The organism is Geminicoccus harenae, assembly GCF_019800005.1.
Classification (GTDB): domain Bacteria; phylum Pseudomonadota; class Alphaproteobacteria; order Geminicoccales; family Geminicoccaceae; genus Geminicoccus; species Geminicoccus harenae.
In genome coordinates, this window is the sequence record NZ_JABGCL010000004.1 from 1 (window position 1) to 18628 (window position 18628).

General features: G+C 69.7%; 16 protein-coding genes. 6 read left to right on the forward strand and 10 right to left on the reverse strand.

The window, feature by feature from the left end:
- On the reverse strand, nucleotides 1-143 hold a 143-nt coding region (locus tag HLA95_RS29050; protein ID WP_322100102.1), incomplete at its 3' end, for a calcium-binding protein.
- A 130-nt stretch (nucleotides 144-273) separates the two neighbouring features.
- Nucleotides 274-3423: a calcium-binding protein gene (locus HLA95_RS04025; RefSeq protein WP_222182520.1), complete on the reverse strand. Its 3150-nt coding sequence runs from the start codon at nucleotides 3421-3423 to the stop codon at nucleotides 274-276.
- A 188-nt stretch (nucleotides 3424-3611) separates the two neighbouring features.
- Here HLA95_RS04025 and HLA95_RS04030 point away from each other — a divergent pair, with 188 nt between their 5' ends.
- Entirely contained in the window at nucleotides 3612-5030 is a 1419-nt protein-coding gene (locus HLA95_RS04030; protein WP_191061485.1) for an alanine/glycine:cation symporter family protein, read from the forward strand.
- Between the two features lie 57 nt (nucleotides 5031-5087).
- Complete coding sequence (locus HLA95_RS04035) at nucleotides 5088-5501, forward strand: tetratricopeptide repeat protein (RefSeq protein WP_222182522.1); 414 nt, start codon at nucleotides 5088-5090, stop codon at nucleotides 5499-5501.
- Nucleotides 5502-5507: 6 nt separating this feature from the next.
- On the opposite strand, the gene HLA95_RS04040 is transcribed toward HLA95_RS04035, so the two are convergent.
- The 5 genes from HLA95_RS04040 to HLA95_RS04060 all read right to left on the reverse strand — a co-directional run bounded on the left by HLA95_RS04040 (nucleotide 5508) and on the right by HLA95_RS04060 (nucleotide 9380).
- On the reverse strand, nucleotides 5508-5666 hold the full coding sequence (locus tag HLA95_RS04040; RefSeq protein WP_191062625.1) for a hypothetical protein: 159 nt from the start codon (nucleotides 5664-5666) through the stop codon (nucleotides 5508-5510).
- A gap of 26 nt (nucleotides 5667-5692) precedes the next feature.
- Complete coding sequence (locus HLA95_RS04045) at nucleotides 5693-6163, reverse strand: methylated-DNA--[protein]-cysteine S-methyltransferase (RefSeq protein ID WP_223861860.1); 471 nt, start codon at nucleotides 6161-6163, stop codon at nucleotides 5693-5695.
- A 144-nt stretch (nucleotides 6164-6307) separates the two neighbouring features.
- Nucleotides 6308-6682 carry a hypothetical protein gene (locus tag HLA95_RS04050; protein WP_222182524.1) on the reverse strand — a complete coding sequence of 125 codons (375 nt, stop codon included), beginning with the start codon at nucleotides 6680-6682 and terminating at the stop codon, nucleotides 6308-6310.
- Nucleotides 6683-6840: 158 nt separating this feature from the next.
- Complete coding sequence (locus HLA95_RS04055) at nucleotides 6841-8904, reverse strand: alkaline phosphatase family protein (RefSeq protein ID WP_222182526.1); 2064 nt, start codon at nucleotides 8902-8904, stop codon at nucleotides 6841-6843.
- A 50-nt stretch (nucleotides 8905-8954) separates the two neighbouring features.
- Nucleotides 8955-9380 carry a SufE family protein gene (locus HLA95_RS04060; protein WP_222182528.1) on the reverse strand — a complete coding sequence of 142 codons (426 nt, stop codon included), beginning with the start codon at nucleotides 9378-9380 and terminating at the stop codon, nucleotides 8955-8957.
- A gap of 78 nt (nucleotides 9381-9458) precedes the next feature.
- On the opposite strand from HLA95_RS04060, the gene HLA95_RS04065 reads away from it, so the two are divergent.
- Nucleotides 9459-10190: a type 1 glutamine amidotransferase gene (locus HLA95_RS04065; protein WP_222182530.1), complete on the forward strand. Its 732-nt coding sequence runs from the start codon at nucleotides 9459-9461 to the stop codon at nucleotides 10188-10190.
- A gap of 104 nt (nucleotides 10191-10294) precedes the next feature.
- Here HLA95_RS04065 and HLA95_RS04070 read toward each other — a convergent pair whose 3' ends face one another.
- The 3 genes from HLA95_RS04070 to HLA95_RS04080 are packed head-to-tail and all read right to left on the reverse strand — an operon-like array spanning nucleotide 10295 to nucleotide 14110.
- Complete coding sequence (locus tag HLA95_RS04070; RefSeq protein WP_191062505.1) at nucleotides 10295-10816, reverse strand: TIGR00645 family protein; 522 nt, start codon at nucleotides 10814-10816, stop codon at nucleotides 10295-10297.
- 46 nt (nucleotides 10817-10862) lie between these two features.
- A complete protein-coding gene (pdeM, locus tag HLA95_RS04075; protein ID WP_222182532.1) occupies nucleotides 10863-11600 on the reverse strand; it encodes a ligase-associated DNA damage response endonuclease PdeM in 738 nt (245 codons plus the stop codon).
- 8 nt (nucleotides 11601-11608) lie between these two features.
- Nucleotides 11609-14110, reverse strand: coding sequence for a ligase-associated DNA damage response DEXH box helicase (locus HLA95_RS04080; protein WP_255591469.1), 2502 nt, complete (start codon nucleotides 14108-14110; stop codon nucleotides 11609-11611).
- A 51-nt stretch (nucleotides 14111-14161) separates the two neighbouring features.
- Here HLA95_RS04080 and HLA95_RS04085 point away from each other — a divergent pair, with 51 nt between their 5' ends.
- The 3 genes from HLA95_RS04085 to HLA95_RS04095 all read left to right on the forward strand — a co-directional run bounded on the left by HLA95_RS04085 (nucleotide 14162) and on the right by HLA95_RS04095 (nucleotide 18603).
- On the forward strand, nucleotides 14162-15523 hold the full coding sequence (locus HLA95_RS04085; RefSeq protein ID WP_255591470.1) for an EAL domain-containing protein: 1362 nt from the start codon (nucleotides 14162-14164) through the stop codon (nucleotides 15521-15523).
- Between the two features lie 142 nt (nucleotides 15524-15665).
- Entirely contained in the window at nucleotides 15666-17240 is a 1575-nt protein-coding gene (locus tag HLA95_RS04090) for a lysine--tRNA ligase (RefSeq protein ID WP_191060260.1), read from the forward strand.
- A complete protein-coding gene (locus HLA95_RS04095; RefSeq protein ID WP_223861569.1) occupies nucleotides 17233-18603 on the forward strand; it encodes an RsmB/NOP family class I SAM-dependent RNA methyltransferase in 1371 nt (456 codons plus the stop codon). Before HLA95_RS04090 ends, HLA95_RS04095 begins: the two co-directional genes overlap by 8 nt.
- Nucleotides 18604-18628: the final 25 nt, after the last annotated feature.

Sequence of the window (18628 nt, forward strand, 5' to 3'; positions counted from 1 at the left end):
TGGTCGTTGCCGAGCCGGCCATAGAGCAGGTCGTTGCCGGCCCGGCCGTAGAGGGTGTCGTTGCCCTTCAGACCATCGATCGTGTCATCGAACCGGGTGCCGGTAATGCGGTCGTTGCCATTGGTGCCGGTGAGTTTCGCCACAGCCCATCCTCATCTGATGAAAATCTCCAGCAGGGATGCAGATGGAGGAACGGTGCGTCAACCCGATCATGTACGTTCGGTAACGTTGTTGTTGCCTAACGGCAACGTGAGAGCCGACTGGTGGCTGCCTTCATCCCTGGACGAAGTCATCCGGCCGCAGCGCGTCGACCCCAACCAGCCGCAGCGCCGACGGCCCGCCCATCGTGAACGGGCCATGGACCTGCTCCGCCACCTGGAGCAGGTCGATCAGCAGGCCGCCCTGGCTGTAGCCGACGCCCTGATCGCGCCGGTCCACCACCCCGTCGCCATTGCCGTCCAGCTCCGCAAAGCCGATCGTCCGGCCGGCGCCGAAGCCGAGCTCGCCCAGCAGGTCCTCGCCGGAGCGGAAGTCGAGCAGCGTATGGAAGCCGCGCCCGTAGCTTCTGTCCGCGTCGCCCGTCATCTCGAACCGGTCCTGCCCGCTGCCGAGCGTGATCTCCGAGCGGCGGAAATGCTCGTAGCTCGGGCGGCTCGCCACCTGCACCACGTCGTCGCCGGTCCCGGCATGGATCCGGTCGTCCATGCCGATCTCGATCAGGTCGTCGCCGGCACCGCCCCACACCTGGTTGCTGCCGCGGCGGCCGGCCAGCGCATCGTCGCCGTCGCCGCCCTGGATCACGTCGTTGCCGCGGCTGCCCTGGATCCGGTCGTTGCCGGCCCCGCCGGCCATGAAGTCGCCCGAAGCACCCGGCTGTCCGCTGCCCTCCAGGAAGTCGCTGCCATCCCCGCCCATCAGGCGGTTGGCGCCGCTGCCGCCGGACAGGAGATCGTCGCCGGCACCGCCAGCCAGCACGTCGTTGCCGGCCTCACCGAACAGCCAGTCATTGCCGGCCTCGCCCATCAGCACGTCGCTGCCCTCGGCACCGCGGACCACGTCGTCGCCGTCGCCCAGGCGGAGCGTGTCGGCCGCCGTGGTCGCCACGATCTCGTCGGCGCCCTCGGTCGGGCGGCGCATAAAGTCGTCGACGGTCAGCTCCTGGACCCCTTCCAGCAGCAGGGTGGAAGGACCCAGCGGGTCGAACTGGTCGGCCTGGTGGAACCGCGCTAGCGCCGCGATGTCGATCAGCAGCCCATCGTCCTGCAACTCCACACCCCGGTCGCGCCCGTCGATCACCCCGTCGCCGTTATTGTCCAGCTCGGCCAAGCCCAGCGGCACGTGGTTCGCGAGCGAGATCCGGCCGAACAGGTCCTCGCCATGGGTGAAGTCGCGCACGGCCAGGCTGCCGAAGCCGGGGAAGGTGAGATCCTCCCCGCCGCCCGGCTCACCCCGCAGCTCGAACGTGTCGGTACCGGCACCCAGCGTGATGGCCACGTCCTGCGCACCGCGGATGCTGCGGATCCGGGCCACGTCATCGCCCGCCCCGCCCTCCAGCACGTCACTGCCTTCGGCGACCAGCACATCGTCGCCAGCGCCGCCCACCAACCGGTCGGCCCCCGCATCGCCCTGCAGCGTGTCGTTCCCGGTCCCGCCATCGAGCGTATCGGCGCCGTCTTCGCCATGCAGGAGATCGTCGCCGGCATCACCGAACAGTCGGTCGTCGCCCCGGCCGCCAGTGATCTGGTCGCCGCCGTCCAGGCCATGGATCAGGTCGTTGCCCGAGCTGCCGGTCAGCTCGTCGGCCCCAGCACTCGGATGGTCGGCAAAGTCGCCGACATCCAGTGCACTGATGTCCAAAAGGCGCAGGGTCGAGGGACCTTGCACCTCCGTCAGCCCGAAGCTCGCCTTGACCACCTCCGCGAGGTCGATCAGCAGGGCGCCGTCGTCCAGCTCCACCCCCGGATCGGCGGCATCGATCCGGCCGTCGCCATTGCGGTCGAGCTCGGCGAAGCTGATGGTCCGCCCGTAGCCGTCGGTGATGCCGCTCAGCGTGTCCTCGCCCCGGGCGAGGTCGTGGACGACGAGCCTGCCGATCGCGTGCCAGTTCTCCGGCGGCGGCGGCGAGGACGACGGCTCGGACCAGTTCTCCCACCGCTCCGGGTCAGTGTAATAGGCCCTGGCGACGACCAGCACCCGATCCCGGCCCGCCCCCAGCTCGATGCCGACGGCCGAGGCGACGCCGGCTTCGGCCGCGAACTCGATCCGGTCGTCGCCAGCCCCGGCCTCGACCCGGCTCTGGCCCGCCCCTGGCCGGATGACGTCGTCGCCGCTGCCGCCGACGAGGCGGCCAACTCCCCGCAGGGCGTCATCGCCCTCGTCGCCTCGGATCTCGTCCAGCCCGGTGCCGCCGTCCAGGACGTCGTCGCCCGCCCCGCCGGCGATCGTGTCGTCACCGGCACCGCCCAGGATCCGGTCATCGCCCACACCGCCGGACAAGGTGTCGTCGCCAGGGCCGCCATCGAGCACGTCGTTGCCGCCACCGCCGTCGATGCGGTCCGCACCCGTGCTGCCGGTGATGAAGTCGTCCCCATCCGTGGGCTGCGGCAGGAAATCTCCCTGGTCGAGGAAGGCGATGCCGTCCAGGCGCAGGCTGGCCGGCCCGTCCACGGCCACGCCATAGACCCGTTCCGCCATCGCGGCGTAATCGATCGACAGGCCTTCCGCCGTCACCGCGACCTCGGCATCGGCACCGTCGATCCGTCCGTCTCCACTCGTGTCGAGCTCGGCAAAGCCAAGCGGCCGGTCGTAGAGCTGCGCATCCACCAGCTCGACGGAAATCATCCGGTCCTCGCCGCGGGTGAAGTCGCGGATCACGTGCGTGCCGAATCCCTGCCACGCCGCGGGCACCTGCCCCTCGACATACTCGACACCCGTGCCGAACACGGCCTCGAGCCGGTCGCTGCCGGCGCCGAAGGTGATCTCGGAACGGCCGGCCTGGAACAGGGGGTCGACCTTGACCAGGTCGTCACCGGGCCCGGAGTCGATCCGGTCGTCCTCGCCCACCACCAGGACATCGTCGCCCCGCCCGCCATCCAGCAGGTTGCGGCCGATGCTCCCGCTCAGGTGATCATTGCCCACGCCGCCGAGCAACTGGTCGTCGCCATCGACCAGTTCCTCGTCGAAGGGCGAATCATCGTCCGCCAGAGAGTCGTCACCGCCCCCGCCGATCAGCAGGTCGTCGCCGTTCCCGCCCACCAGCAGGTCGTTGTCGAGATTGCCCTCGAGCCGGTCGTCCCCGTCCAGGCCCTTGATCCAGTCACTGCCGCCCTCGCCCTTGATCCAGTCCCGGCCGGCCAGCCCGTCGATCCGGTCACGGCCGTCGCCGGCACGGATGAATCTCATGCCGCTGGTGTGGTCCGCCATGCTGCCCGCCCCTGCCTCAGCTGCCCGCCGTCCGGCATGGTGGAGGCATCTTCATCTTCCGGCAATACGCTCCGCCGATGCCGCGACCGGCATCGGGAAAACCCGGCTTGCCGGGCCGGGAGGAAGCAACCAGTTCCTCAACGTCATCCTCTGGATGATGACCATGTGCGGCGGCCGGGATGACACCGATGGACCTCGTCATCGACTTCCTGAATGAGATCTTCTGGGGCTATGTCCTGGTCTACGGCCTGCTCGCCGTGGGCATCTTTTTCACCCTGCGGCTGGGCTTCGTGCAGATCCGGATGTTCCCGGAGATGATCCGGTCGGTGATCGGCGTGAAGGAAGGGGACCAGTCCGGGATCACCCCGTTCCAGGCGCTGTGCACCAGCCTGGCGTCGCGGGTGGGCACCGGCAACATCGCGGGCGTGGCGGTGGCGCTCTATCTGGGCGGCCCGGGCGCCATCTTCTGGATGTGGATGGTGGCGCTGGTCGGCATGGCCACGGCGTTCGCCGAGAGCACGCTGGCCCAGCTCTACAAGATCCGCGACGACGAGGGCCGCTACCGCGGTGGCCCAGCCTTCTACCTGGCCCGCGGCCTCCGGGCCCCCTGGGCCGGCCTGATCTTCTCCGTCTGCCTGATCCTGTCGTTCGGCCTGGTGTTCAACGCTGTCCAGGCCAACTCGATCGCGGATGCGGCCCAGGGCGCGTTCGGCCTGCCCAAGCTCGTCACCGGCGTGTTCGTGGCAGCGCTCACCGCGCTGATCATCTTCGGCGGCATCAAGACGATCGCCCGGGTCGCCGAATATACCGTGCCGTTCATGGCCGCGGCCTACGTGGCGGTCGCGGCCTACGCACTGGCGATCAACATCGCCGAGGTGCCATCGATGCTCGCCCTGATCGTGCGCAGCGCGTTCGGCCTGGAGGAGGTGGCCGGCGGGGTCACGGGCGGCATGATGGCGGCCCTGATGAACGGGGTGCGGCGCGGCCTGTTCTCCAACGAGGCCGGGATGGGCAGCGCCCCCAACATCGCTGCGGTCGCCACACCCGACCCGCACCACCCGGTCAGCCAGGGCCTGGTCCAGTCGCTGGGCGTGTTCATCGACACGATCGTCATCTGCACCGCCACCGCACTGCTGATCCTCCTGTCCGGCGCGCTCGACCCGACCTCCGATCTGACCGGCACCCAGCTCACCCAGGAGGCGGTCAGCCATCACATCGGCGGGTTCGGCCACACCTTCATCGCGATCGCGATCTTCTTCTTCGCCTTCACCTCGATCATCGGCAACTACGCCTATTCCGAGAACGCGATGACCTTCCTGGGCCTGGGCCACAAGGGGCCGGTGACCGTGCTGCGCCTAGCCGTGCTGCTCATGGTGCTCTGGGGCGCCTATGAGAGCGTCGCCACCGTGTTCAACGCCGCGGACGCCTCGATGGGGCTGATGGCGACCATCAACCTGATCGCGATCGTCCTCCTGTCCGGCATCGTGGTCCGGCTGCTCCGGGACTACACCCAGCAGCGCCGGGCCGGAAAGAAGCCCGTCTTCCTGGCGAGCCAGATGCCGGAGCTGGCCGGCCAGATCGATGCGGAGATCTGGACGCCAAAGTAGACATATCGATTCTCGGACGGCGAACTGGGAAGCGGCACCGACTGTCTCGAAGAGGCAGTGGCCGCTTTCCAGGCCGCGCTCTTGGAGCGTAGCCATGAGCGCGTGCCACTGGACTGGGCTACGACCCAGAGCAATCTCGGCAATGTCCTCGCAGCGCTTGGTGAGCGAGAAGGCAACACCATACGCCTAGAAGAGGCGGTGGCCGCCTACCGTAACGCCCTTCTGGAATATAGTCGTGAACGCGTGCCGCTGCTGGATTGGGCGGCGACCCAGAACAATCTCGGCATTGTCCTTCACGTGCTTGGCGAGCGTCGGAGTGACCGCAAGATGCTGGAGCAGGCCTTGGTGTGCGTCAGCAATGCACGCGCGGTGTACGTGAATGAAGCAAGGCAGATCCACCGCGCTCCGCAACTCGACGCCAGGATAGCGGCGATCGAGGGGAGCCTGCGCAACCTCTACGCAACCCCCTGACGATCGTCACCGATCCGCCGGCATCTCCGTCCCCTGCTCCACCGCCTTCTCCGCGTCCTTCATCCGCTTGGTGTTGTCCAGGGCGAACGGCCAGATCAGGCCGATCACGATCGCCACCACCACCATCGCCAGGATGATCGCGCGGTTGCGCGTCTGCGTGCTCATCGTCGAGAGATCCAGCAATCCGTAGGTCAGATCAGGCGGCCGCCCGCGTGGGCCGCCTCGTGGTCGAGCAGCCACCGTTTGCGCGGCAGGCCGCCACCATAGCCGCCGAGCTTGCCGTCATGGGCGATCACCCGGTGGCAGGGCACGATGATCGAGATCGGGTTCCGGCCATTGGCGGCACCGACCGCACGGAAGCCCGCCTGGCTCGCCACCAGGGCGGCGAGCTGCTTGTAGGAGATCGTGGCGCCGTAGGGAATCGTCATGAGCGCGTCCCAGACCCGGCGCTGGAACGGCGTGCCGTCCAGCCGCAGCGGCAGGTCGAAGGCGGCGAGGCCGCCCGTGAAATAGGCCTGGACCTGCCGGCTGGCCTCCTGCAGGAGCGGGGTCGCGCGCGGCTCGGCCGCGAACCCCTGCTCGTCCCCGGTGAACAGGCCGACCAGCACCTCGCCATCCCCGATCAGCCGCACCGGCCCGATCGGCGTGACCAGCGTCGCCATCTCCATCCTGCCGGATCCCCTGCCCAAGAGCGCGTGCCGGTTTCTCGCAGGCGGCCCTGCCCTTGTCGAGCGGGATCGGCCCGGCCCGGCGCTCCGATCCGACATCGGATGGCCTATGCTGAAGAGTGATACCGCCCGGGCCGCTCAGCGCCACTGCCCCGCCCGCCGGGCGCGCCGGCGCGCGGAGGCAGCGGTCCGCACCGCCGACGCCACGGCCGCCGGCTCACCCGCGGGCGGGGCCTCGGGCCGGTGGTGGCGGACGAACTCGGCGACGAACAACTGCCGTGCCCGGTAGTCGCAGGACATGCCCCGCATGGCGCACCAGCGCGGAAAGTCGAACAGGTCGAGCGTGGCCTTCACCGGGACCGCACCCATCTCCTCGATGCGCGCGACGCCCTCGTTGGCCTCGCTCAGCCACTGGTCGAACGTGTCGGGCAACTGCCGCCCATCCGGGAACAGCCGGCGCAGCTCGTCGTAATGCTCGCGGCGATACCAGAGCACCCCGATTGCCGTTTCCATGGCCTGTCCGCCCAACCTCGTGCAGTCGACCTGCATATGCCGGACAAGTTCCTGCACGTTCAAGAAGTTCTTCTTGAACGCTCAGACGCACCTTCGGAAACTTCCATAGAGTTCTTGAATAGGCTCTATTATCTCGTCAGGTGAACTTTCTGCCGGGCTCAGCAGCCGGGCCTGGCCAGCGGCACCGCCAGCTCGCCCACCACCCGCTGGTCCTCCGGGTCGAGCTCGTTGCGCGCGGCCACCAGCAGCTCCGCCTGGCAGGGCCGGCGATGGTCCTCGGCCACCACCCACGCCACCTCCGCGCGGAGATCGGCCGGTGCGATCATGGCGAACTTCCCCTCCGCTGCCCGGCGGAAGAAGGTGAAGACCGGCTGGCCGCTGCCGCCGGTGACCTCGGCCTGGAGCCGCACCGTTTGGCCGGGCGCGATCGGTCCCGCAGGCTCGACCCGCAGCGCCACCGCGGTGATCGGCCGGGTCTCCGCCAGAGGCTCGCCGGGCGCGGTGAAGCTGCCCTCCACCCGCCAGCTCGCCCAATCGCCGACCGGGCCGTCCACCGCGAACCGCTCATAGGGTGCCAGGCGCCGCGTATGTGGGCGCACCGGTCCGCTCACGACGAACGGCCGGCTCCCGCCCAGGGCCGGCGGCGGGTCGGGCAGGTCCAGCCGGCTCCGGCCGTCCGGCTCCCTGGCCGCCGCCTCCAGCAACGCGAAGCTGTCCCGGTGGTGGGTGTGGGTCTCGTTGACCGCCATCGCCCCGCTGGCGCCCAGCGGCTTGATCGCCAGGGCCGGGCGGGCATAGCCCATCAGCTCGTTCTGCCCGTAGGCCTCCGTGCGGGTGACCATGGGCCCGGCCTCCCCGTCCGGCACGACGTTCAGCCCGGTGTCCGACTGCAGCACCACCACGCTGCGCTCCAGCACGCCCAGCTCCCGCAGCCGCTCCACCAGTCCGCCGAACAGCCTGACTGCGCAGGTGGCCTGGTCCAGATAGCTCTGCCAACCGTCGGCTGCCTCCTGCCGGAGCCGGCAGTCGGCGTCGAACAGGAACGGGCGGTGCGGCGGGTAGAAGTGCAGGAACTGATAGACCGGCCGCTCCGTCGCGACCCGGTAGCTGCCCGCCAGGTGCCGGGCGAGCTCGCGGGACAGGACGACGTCGCGCTGGATCGGCGTCAGCTCCGGCAGGTCCTCGCCGGCACGCGCCGGGATCAGCAGGGCACCCTCCCGGTAGACCGCGGGCTTCAGCACGGCCGGCGCCAGGCGCAGGAGTGCCAGGTTGCCCAGCAGGATCCGCTCCGAGGCCAGGAGTGCCGCAGGATCGCCAGTGCCGATCGCCACCCCCTCGTCCGCCGCCACCTGGTCCAGCGTGGCGCAGGCATGAGGCGCAGCCTCACAGAACACGCCGCCGGGCGGCATGGCGCTGGCCTGGAAGCCGGCATCATGCAGGCGGGCCGGCAGGCTTTCCTGTGCCAGCCAGCGGCCGAACAGCGCGTTGGCCGGCTCGTCCGGCGGTACCGCCTCGTTGAAATAGAAATGCTGAGCCAGCAGGCCGCCCAGCGAAATCGTGGTCCAGTTCGAGTAGCCCATGTGCTCGGGATAGACGGTGAACCCGTCAAAATGGCGGCGCAGCTCCGGATGGGCTTCCAGCACCTCGGCCAGCGCATCCGAACGCAGCGAATCGAACATCACGTGGATCACGTTGAAATCGCTGGAGAGTTCGGTGATCGGCACGCGGCCGCCCGCCTTTTCGCCCGCCTTGGCCCAGTAGGCCTGCGCCGGCAGCAGGGCCGAGGCCGCCACCCACAAGGCAAGGATCGCCACGACGCTGCCGGCATGCTCCGCGATCCGGCGCCGGCCGAACCAGGCCGCCACCAGCACCAGGGCGATCACGGCCAGCTCGATCGCGGCACGTACCGGCGGCACCGACAGCGTGTGCTGCGCGCCGTCCAGCACCATGCCCTCACCCTGGCCGAAGATCTGGCTCAGCAGGAGCAGCACCACCGTGCCCGCGAGGCAGGCGACCAGGACATGGCGCGACCAGAAGGTGAGGAGGCCCAGCAGGGCCACGACCGCCCAGACCAGCAGGAAGGCAAAAGCGAACGGCGCCAGCACCGCCCATGCCGGTGCCGCGAACTGGCCGGCATTGGGGGCATGTACGGCGATCGCCGGCAGGAGGCAGAGGGCGAAGGCGAACAGGCCGGCGGCAGCAACCTGGCAGAGGATCTTCATGTGGCCGGCGAGCCCCGGGAGCTGGCGTGGACGAAGCAGGCCGAAGCCGCTCAGGCGGTACGTTCCGCCTGCGCCTGCGCGACCGCCTGGATGCGCCCGATCATGGCGTAGAGCCCGTTGGAGCGCGACGGGGTCAGGTAGCGCTCCAGCCCGATCTCCTTCAGCACCTCGGGCGGGTTCGCCAGGATCTCGGCCGGGGTCAGCCGGTCATAGAGCCGGAGCAGCAAGGCGATCAGCCCCTTGACCAGGATCGCGTCGCTTTCCGCGTGGAAGTGCAGGCGGTCACCCTCCATGGTGCCGACCATCCAGACCTGGCTCTGGCAGCCCTGGACGCGCGAAGCGTCGGTCTTCAGCGCCGGCTCCATGGGCGGCAGCGCCTTGCCCAGGTCCATGACGTTCTCGAGCTTGTCGCGCCAGTCGTCGAACAGGGCGAACTCGTCGCGCAGCTCCTGGGCACGTTCGGCAAAACTCGTCACGATTGCTGCACAACTCCTCTTCCCGTGGCGCCCCGCAGGCGGCATGTCCAGCGGCGGACCATGCGCGGACCCGTGTCGATGCCCCCACGTCTTCTGATCGTCCAGAACAATCTGGAGAGCCCGGCCGGGATCGTCCAGGAAGAGGCCGCCCGTTGCGGCATCGAATCGACCCTGCTCATGGGCTCGCCCGACCTCGTCCTGCCGGCGGATGCCGCCTGGCACGATGGGCTCCTGATCCTGGGCGGCACCATGAACTGCCTGGCCGACGACCAGTGTCCCTATTTCCCGCCCCTGATCGAGCTGGCGCGCCGCATGGACGCGGAAGGCCGCCCGGTCATGGGCATCTGCCTGGGCGCCCAGCTCCTGGCCCGCGCCTGGGGCGGCACGCCCCGGATCGGCGGCGCGCCGGAATATGGCTTCGTGCCCCTGGAGCCGACCGAAGCCGCCACCCATGACCCGCTCCTGTCCGACGTGCCGCCCGGCACGCATTTCATGCAGTGGCACGACGACACCTACGACCTGCCGCCCGATGCCACCCTCCTGATGCAGAGCGCCACCTGCCGGAACCAGATCTGGTGCGCCGGCAACGCCACCTGGGCCTTCCAGGCCCATATCGAGGTGACCCCCTCCATCCTGGTCGCCTGGGGCCTGATCCGCCAGAAGCTCACCGGCGACCCGCAGGCCCCGCTCCTGCTGCGCGCCGCCTCCGACCGCCACCTGCCCGAGGCCGACCGCGCCGCCCGGATGATCGCCACCCGGTTCGCCGAGGAGATCCTGGCGGGCGCCCGCCGGCGCCGCCAGGCGGCCTGACAGCCGTCAGGAACTGACGGGCCAAGGCTTACTTTCGGAAGGTGCCATTCGTCTTCCGTTGAGTAGACGTTACCCTTTCATCGTCATGGCCGGATGACGGCCCTCTACAGCGCCGGCGGCTTGCCGGTCTTGCTCTTCGCCAGGCCGGCCACCCAGTCCATCACCGCCAGCAGCACGCCCGAGAGCACGAAGACCATGTGGATGGTCACCATCCAGCGCAGGTTGGTGGGCGACATGGTCGACACGTTCATGAACGACTTGAGCAGGTGGATGCCCGAGATCGCGACGATGGACGCGATCAGCTTCAGCTTCAGCCCGCCGAAGTCGACCGTGCCCATCCATGGCGGCCGGTCCTCGTCGACCACGTCGATCCGGCTCACGAAGTTCTCGTAGCCGCTGAAAATCACGATCAGCACGAGATTGCCGGCCAGCGACAGGTCGATCAGCGTCAGCACCATCAGGATGACGTCGGTCTCCTTCATCTGGTGGATGCCGGCCACGAAATGGGCCGTCTCCAGCAGGAAGGTGTAGAGCAGCATCAGCAGGGCCACGATCAGGCCCAGATAGAAGGGCGCCATCAGCCAGCGGCTGGCGAACATCAGGCGCTCGAGCGAGCGTTCCAGCATCGCAACTCCGGATTTGGGAAACAGGCAGGTCGGGCGAACGGACGGGTCAGGCGCCCATGGTTTCCATGGGTTGGCGGGACAGGCTCGGCTCGTGCAGCAGCAGGTCGCGCGCCACCCGCCGGCAGGTCGTCTGGCCCAGCACATAGGTCCGGAAGTCCCGGGCCAGGATCCGGCCGAACGCCTCGTCCAGCACGTTCAGCCCGCCGGTGAACGCCCCGAAGGCCGGCAGCACCAGCCGACGGCCGTCGGTGACGAAGCAGCCGAGCCGGGCGGTGCGCCGGCCCAGCCGCAGCTTGGCCCGCGGGTGAAGATGCCCGACGATCTCAATAGAATTGCTGACTTCTTCCGGCTCGTGGCGCAGGACCAGTTCCCCGAGCGCCACTTCGGCCACGCCGGTGCCGCCCAGGTCCGCGGGCGGCTCCGGGTCATGGTTGCCGCGGACCCAGAGCCATTCCCGCACGCAGGTCATCCGGCGCAGGCGCTCCGCCAGCCCGGTCGGCAGCCGCCGTGGCCCCTCGCGGTCATGGAAGCCGTCGCCCAGGCTCACCACGGTCGCGGGCGCCAGCCGGTCCAGCGCAAGTTCCAGCCGCTCGATCGTGGCGAGCGTGTCGTGGGGCGGCAGCAGGACGCCGCGCCGTGCGAACGCCGCCCCCTTCTCCAGATGAAGGTCGGCCACCACCAGCATGCGGCGCTTCGGCCAGAACAGGACGCCGGCCGGGTCCAGCAGCAGAAGCTCGCCGGCCAGGACCAGCTCAGCCGGCCGCACGCACCGCCCCCGGCTCATCCATCCGCTCAAGCGACATCCGCATCGCCCTGCAACTCAACCTCTTCCTCAGGCGCCATCGCCTCGTCGATCAGTTCCTCGGCATGCCGGTCCAGCAGCATGTCGATATCGGCCTCGCCCACCCGCTCGCGCCCGATCTGGAGCATCACCGGGACCGCCAGCGGGCTCACCCGCGGCAGGCGCTTGTGCATGATCCTGCCCTGGACCGCCACCAGCATGTCGGCCAGGCGGCGGATGTCGGTGAGGCCGGCCGCCGCCTCGTTGCGGGTGGCGCGCAGCAGCACATGGCCGGGCTCGTACTTGCGCAGCACGTCGTAGATCAGGTCGGCGTTGAACGTCACCTGCCGGCCGGTCTTCTCCTGGCCGGGATGGCGCCGCTCGATCAGGCCCGCCACCACCGCGACGTTGCGGAAGGTCCGGCGCAGCATGGAGCTTTCCGCCATCCAGGCTTCCAGGTCGTCGCCCAGCATGTCGACGTCGAACAGCGCCGCCAGATCGGTGGCCTCGTGTCCCGACCAGATCGAGATCGCATAGTCCGACGCGACGAAGCCGTGCGGTTCCAGGCCGCCCCGCTGCATCCTGCGCGTGAGCAGCATGCCCAGCGTCTGGTGCGCGTTGCGGCCGGCGAACGCATAGGCGACCAGGAACCAGCGCTTGCGGTAGCTGAAGGTCTCGACCAGCAGCCCATCATCGGGCGGCAGCGCCGAGCGGCGCACCTGATGATGGAGCCATTCGCGCACCGGATCGGGAAAGCGGTGCCAGCTCTCCGGCTCGCCCAGCATCCGGCGGACCCGCGCGGCGAGATAGGTGCTGACCGGGAACTTGCTGCCGCCATAGAGCGGGATCTCGGCCTTGCCCGCGTCCTTGACGACCCTGGTCTGCACGTCGTGCTCGCGGATGCCCAGGAACTCCAGCACCTGGCCGGCGAAGATGAAGGTGTCGCCCGGCGTCAGCGTGCGGATGAAGAACTCCTCGACCTCGCCCAGCGTGCGGCGGCCCAGCTTCACCCGCAGCACCGGCGCCTCGACGATCACGCCGACATTCATCCGCCACTGCCGGGCGATCCGCGGGTCGGCGAGCTTCAGGCTCCCGTCCGGCAGCGGCACCAGCCGCCGGTAGCGCTCGTAGCCGCCCAGCGCGTAGCCGCCATCGGTGCAGAACTGCACGACGTCGTCGAAATCCTTGCGGGTGAGCTGGCGATAGGGCTCCGCCCGGGTCACCTCGGCATAAAGCTGATCCGGCAGGAACGGCCCGGAACAGGCCACGCCCAGCACGTGCTGGGCCAGCACGTCCAGGCCGGGCAGCAGGGTCACGCCCGTGTCGAGGTCGCCCTCGCGCACCGCCTCCTGGGCGGCCACGCATTCCAGGAACTCGAACCGGTTGGCCGGCACCAGCACGGCGCGCGACGGCTCGTCCATCCGGTGGTTGGCCCGGCCGATCCGCTGCACCAGCCGTGCCACCCCCTTGGGCGCCCCGATCTGCAGCACCAGGTCGACATCGCCCCAGTCGATGCCGAGGTCCAGCGAGCTGGTGCAGACCACCGCGCGCAGCCTGCCGGACGTCATCGCCGCCTCGACCCGCTTGCGCTGCTCGACCGACAGCGAGCCGTGGTGCAGGGCGATCGGCAGCCCGTCCTCGTTGGCCCGCCACAGGGCCGCGAACAGCACCTCGGCCGAGGAACGGGTGTTGGTGAACAGGAGGCTGGTGCGCGCGGTCCGGATCAGCCGGTAGATCGCGTCCACCGCGAACAGGCCGAGATGGCCGGACCAGGGCACGTAGGCATCCGGCACCAGCATGGTCACTTCCGGCTCGGCCCCGGGCTCGCCGTGCACGACCACCGCCCGCTCCGGGTCGGGCGAGAGGAAGCGGAGCAGGCTCGGCGGATCGGCCACGGTCGCCGAGAGGCCGGAAAAGCGCGCCTGCGGTGCCAGGCCGCGCAGCCGCGCCAGGCAGAGTGCCAGCATCTGGCCGCGCTTGGTCTCGGCCAGCGCATGCAGTTCGTCGACGATCACCGCGTCCAGATGGGCGAAGCGCTCGGCGGCATCGGTCCAGGACAGCATCAGCGCCAGAGATTCCGGCGTGGTCAGCAGGATGTCGGGCGGCCGGCGCTTTTGCCGGGCGCGGCGGTTCTGCGGCGTATCGCCGGTGCGGGTCTCGACCGTGACCGGCAGTTCCGCCTCCTCGATCGGGCGGATCAGGTTGCGCGCCACGTCGGCGGTGAGCGCCTTGAGCGGCGAGATGTAGAGCGTGTGCAGCCGCGGCACCGGAGCGGCACCGCGGCTTGTGAGTGCCATCAGGCTTGGCAGGAAGCCGCCCAGCGTCTTGCCGCCGCCCGTGGGGGCGATCAGCAGCGCGTCCTTTCCGGCCACCGCCGCCTCGATCATGCCGATCTGGTGGCTGCGCAGGGTCCAGCCCTGCCGGTCCAGCCAGGCCTGCAGCGCCGGCGGCAGGAGGCCGCCCACCGCTGCGTCGCCTTCTCCTGCCGGTTCAGCCGCAAACTCCCGCTTCAATTCATCATGCCGATCGTTTAACAACCTCCGGTAGATACCGCTCCTGAAAGCATGCTGGTGGTCGGTCTGTTCTACCTCCTGCTGGGCCTCGGCGCGCTGGTCGCCGGCACCGGCGCGCTCCTGGCGATCCCCGACCCGATGCTGCGGGCGACGGCAGCACCGGTGGGCGTGACCCTGCTCCTGCTGGCCTCGGGCGGCCTTCTGCTCCTGCACCGCGAGCGGCGCCTGGCCGCCCCGATCGTCAGGGCGAACCGGCGGCCGGCCGCACCGGAAGATGAGGTGCAACATCAGCCGCCACCAGGGCCGGCACCGGAATTGCCGGCGGGCGGGCCCAAGGAGCCCCTGCTGGTGCTGACCGAGCCGCTCGGGCCGGACCCGGCAGTACGCCGTACCAAACCCGACGACGCGTTTTGCACGAACGAACCCGAGACCGGTGCTCGCACCTCCGAAGCCGGGACCACGTTTTGCACGAACGAACCCGAGCCGACCGCGCCGGCACCGGGCAAGGCACCGCGCTTTGGCGGCTTCAGCCTGTTCCGGCGCCAGCCGCAGCCGCGCGACCAGCCGCCCCCGGCCGAGCCGGCCCGGGCTGCTGAACCGTTCCCGCTCCTGCAAAGCAAACCCGAGCCGGACGGCTTCATCCTGCCCCCGCCCTCGCCACGCCTGCTGGCGGAAGTCGACGCTGGCGTGGATCTGCTCGACAACGCGGACAGCCGGACCCATTCGGTCGCCCGGGCGGTCGAGCGTGGCGAGTTGGACCCGGTGCTGCTGCCGGTGGTGAGCCTGCCGCAGCGCCGGCGCCGGATGGTGCGGATCCGGCTGGAATGCCGCCACCTGGATGCCGCCTGCGACCCGCACGACCTGCTGCCGCCGGGCCCCGGTTCCCTGCGCGCCGCCCTGGACCTGGAACTGCTCCATGCCGCGGTAAAGGCGTGTGCCAGGCCCAGGCCCGGCAGCGAGAACCTGCCGGTCCTGGCCTGGCTCTCGATCGCGTCGTTCGCGGCCGACGAGGCGCTGGCGGCACTGCGTGTCCTGCTGGAGCGGCACCGCCAGGGTGCGACCCCGCTCCAGGTCGTGCTCGACCAGTGGCCGACCGAGCGCCCCGGGCTGGAACTGGTGGCCCTCCTGCGCGGTGCCGGCGTCACGATCGGGCTGGAACTGTCTGAGCGGCCCTATCTGTCGCCCGACACGATCACCGGCCGGCGGATCGGCACGGTGGCCCTGTCGACCGGGCTGGTGCGCGCCGCGGCACTGGAAGCCTACGACACCGACCTGATCCGCGACCTCCAGAGCCTGGAGCGCGCGGGCGTCACCGTGCTGGTGACCGGGATCGGCGACGAGCGGACCCTGGCCGAGGTGCTGGACTATCCGGTCGGGCTCGGCAGCGGCAAACTGTTCGGCCGGATCGGCTGACGATGAGGCGAGGCTGGCGGGCAGGGCTGGCCTGCGTGCGAGGGGTGTGACCTTCCCCCGTCAACTCTGCTAGAGGTCGCCGCGCGCGCCGTTCCGGGACGAGGAACGGGCGCCTGTCCCATTGGAAGCGCAGGTCGGTCTCATGCAGGAGCTCTATCAGTCGGCCAAGGCCTGGCCGTTCGTCGAGGCACGCCGCATCGTCGAGCGGATCACGAAGCGCCCGCCGCAGAAGGGCTTCGTCCTGTTCGAGACCGGATATGGCCCCTCCGGCCTGCCGCATATCGGCACGTTCGGCGAGGTGTTCCGCACCACGCTGGTGCGCAACGCCTTCCGGCTGATGCGCCCGGACATGCCGACCGAGCTCTACGCCTTCTCCGACGACATGGACGGGCTGCGCAAGGTCCCGGACAACATCCCGAACGGCGAGATGGTGGCGGAGCAGCTGGGCAAGCCGCTCACCGACATCCCCGACCCGTTCGGCACGCACGAGAGCTTCGGCCACCACATGAACGCCCGGCTGCGCGCGTTCCTGGACCGGTTCGGCTTCGCCTACAGCTTCCAGTCCGCCACCGAGCTCTACCGCTCCGGCCGGTTCGACGCAGCACTGCTGCGCGCCCTGGAGGTCCATGACGAGCTGGTCCGGATCGTCACCCCGATCCTGGGTGCCGAGCGTGCCGCCACCTACAGCCCGTTCCTGCCCCGCTCGCCCAAGTCCGGGAAGATCCTCCAGGTGAAGATCGAGGAGGTGAAGCAGGACGCCGGCACGGTCGTGTTCCGCGACGAGGACGGCACGCTCACCGAGGTCCCCGTCACCGGTGGCAACTGCAAGCTCCAGTGGCGCGCCGACTGGGCGATGCGCTGGTACGCCTTGGATGTCGACTACGAGATGTCGGGCAAGGACCTGATCGATTCGGTCAAGCTCGGCTCGCAGATCTGCCGGGCGATGGGCGGCAACCCGCCGGAGAACCTGACCTACGAGCTGTTCCTGGACGAGCAGGGCCAGAAGATCAGCAAGTCCAAGGGCAACGGGCTCACCATCGACGAGTGGCTGCGCTACGCCACCCCGGAAAGCCTGCAGCTCTTCCTCTACCGCGACCCCAAGGCCGCCAAGCGCCTGTACTTCGACGTGATCCCCAAGCATGTCGACGAGTACCAGCAGCTCCTGGAGGCCTATCCCGACCAGGACGACAAGGCGAAGCTCGGCAATCCGGTCTGGCACATCCATGCCGGCGACCCGGTGGTGACGAAACTGCCGATCAGCTTTGCCATGCTCTTGAACCTGGCCTCGGTGGTGAATGCCGAGGAGCCGCAGGTGATCTGGGGCTATATCAGCCAGTACGCGCCGGGCACCACGCCCGAGAGTGCCCCGGAGCTGGCGAAGCTCGTCGAGCATGCGGTCGCCTACTACCAGGACTTCGTGAAGCCCGCGAAGAAGTACCGCCAGCCCACCGAGCAGGAGCGCGCCGCCCTCCAGGAACTGCACGACGTGCTGGCCTCCCTGCCCGAGGGGACGGACGGCGAGGCGATCCAGAACGAGGTCTATGCGATCGGCAAGAACCACGGGTTCGAGCCGCTGCGCGCCTGGTTCTCGGCCCTCTACGAAGTGCTGCTCGGCCAGAGCCAGGGGCCGCGCTTCGGCAACTTCGCCGCCCTCTACGGCGTTGCTGCCACGCGCTCCCTGATCACCCAATCCCTGGCAGGCCTGCCCCGTGGCTGATCGACCCCACTACGTCGCCCCTTCGCACCGCAACGCCTGGGTCCGGCCGGACGACCGCTCGACCGCCGGCCGCTCGCGCAGCGGCGGGCCGGACGCCCGGATGATCGCCCTCGACATCCTGGAAGCCATGCTCGGCCAGAGCTGGCGGACCATGGATGACGCGCTGGCGCTGCATCGCGGCCTGAACCACCTGGATCCGCGCGACCGTGCGTTCACCCGGATCCTGGTGACGACCGTCCTGCGCCATCGTGGCCAGATCGACGACGTGCTGGCGCGCTTCTGGCGCTTCCCGCCGCAGAAGTCGCGGGCCCTCCACCTGCTGCGCATAGGGGCCGCTCAGCTCCTGTTCCTGGGCACCCCCGCGCACGCCGCTTTGTCCGCCACCGTCCAGCTCGCCTACGGCCCGCTGGACCGCGAGCGCGGCATGATCAATGCGATCCTGCGCAAGGTGGCCGAGGAGGGTCAGGCGATCCTGGCCGAGCAGGACGCCGGGCGGCTCAACACGCCGGAATGGCTCTGGTACTCCTGGGTGGAGGCCTATGGCGAGCCGACCGCGTCGGCGATCGCGACAGCGCACATGCAGGAGCCGCCGCTGGACCTGTCGGCCCGCGATGATGCCGCCTCGCTCGCCGAGATCCTGGGCGGCAAGCCGATGCCCGGCGGCACGGTGCGCATGCCCAACAGCGGCCAGATCGAGCGGCTGAAGGGCTATGGCGAGGGGCGCTTCTGGGTCCAGGACCTGGCGGCCAGCCTGCCCGCCCGCCTGCTGGGCCAGGTGAAGGGTCTGGACGTCCTCGACATGTGCGCGGCACCGGGCGGCAAGACCGCCCAGCTCGCGGCCGCCCATGCCCAGGTCACCGCGGTCGAGCAGGATCCGAACCGGGCCGAGCGCCTGCGCCTGAACCTGCGCCGCCTGCGGCTGGAAGCCGAGATCGTGGTGGGCGATGCCGCGCTGCTGCCCGAGAGCCGGCGCTGGCCACGCGTCCTGCTGGATGCGCCCTGCACCGCGACCGGCACGATCCGGCGCCACCCCGACGTCGCCTGGCACAAGCGCGCCTTCGACGTCACCCGGACCATGGACCTGCAGGCGCGCCTCCTGGACGGTGCCGCCCGGGTGACCGAGCCGGGCGGGCTGCTGGTCTATGCGGTCTGCTCGCTCCAGCCCGAGGAAGGCCCGGTCCAGGTCGAGCGCTTCCTGGAGCGCAATCAGGGCTTCGAGCGCGTCCCGCTGGAACTCGCCGAGCTGCCCGGCCTGGAGCCGTGCATCGACGGCCAGGGCAATTTGCGCACCCTTCCCTGCCATCTCGCCGAGGACGGCGGCATGGACGGCTTCTATGCGGCGCGCCTGCGCCGTCTTTCCTGAACTTTTTGCCGCTACTGGACATCCG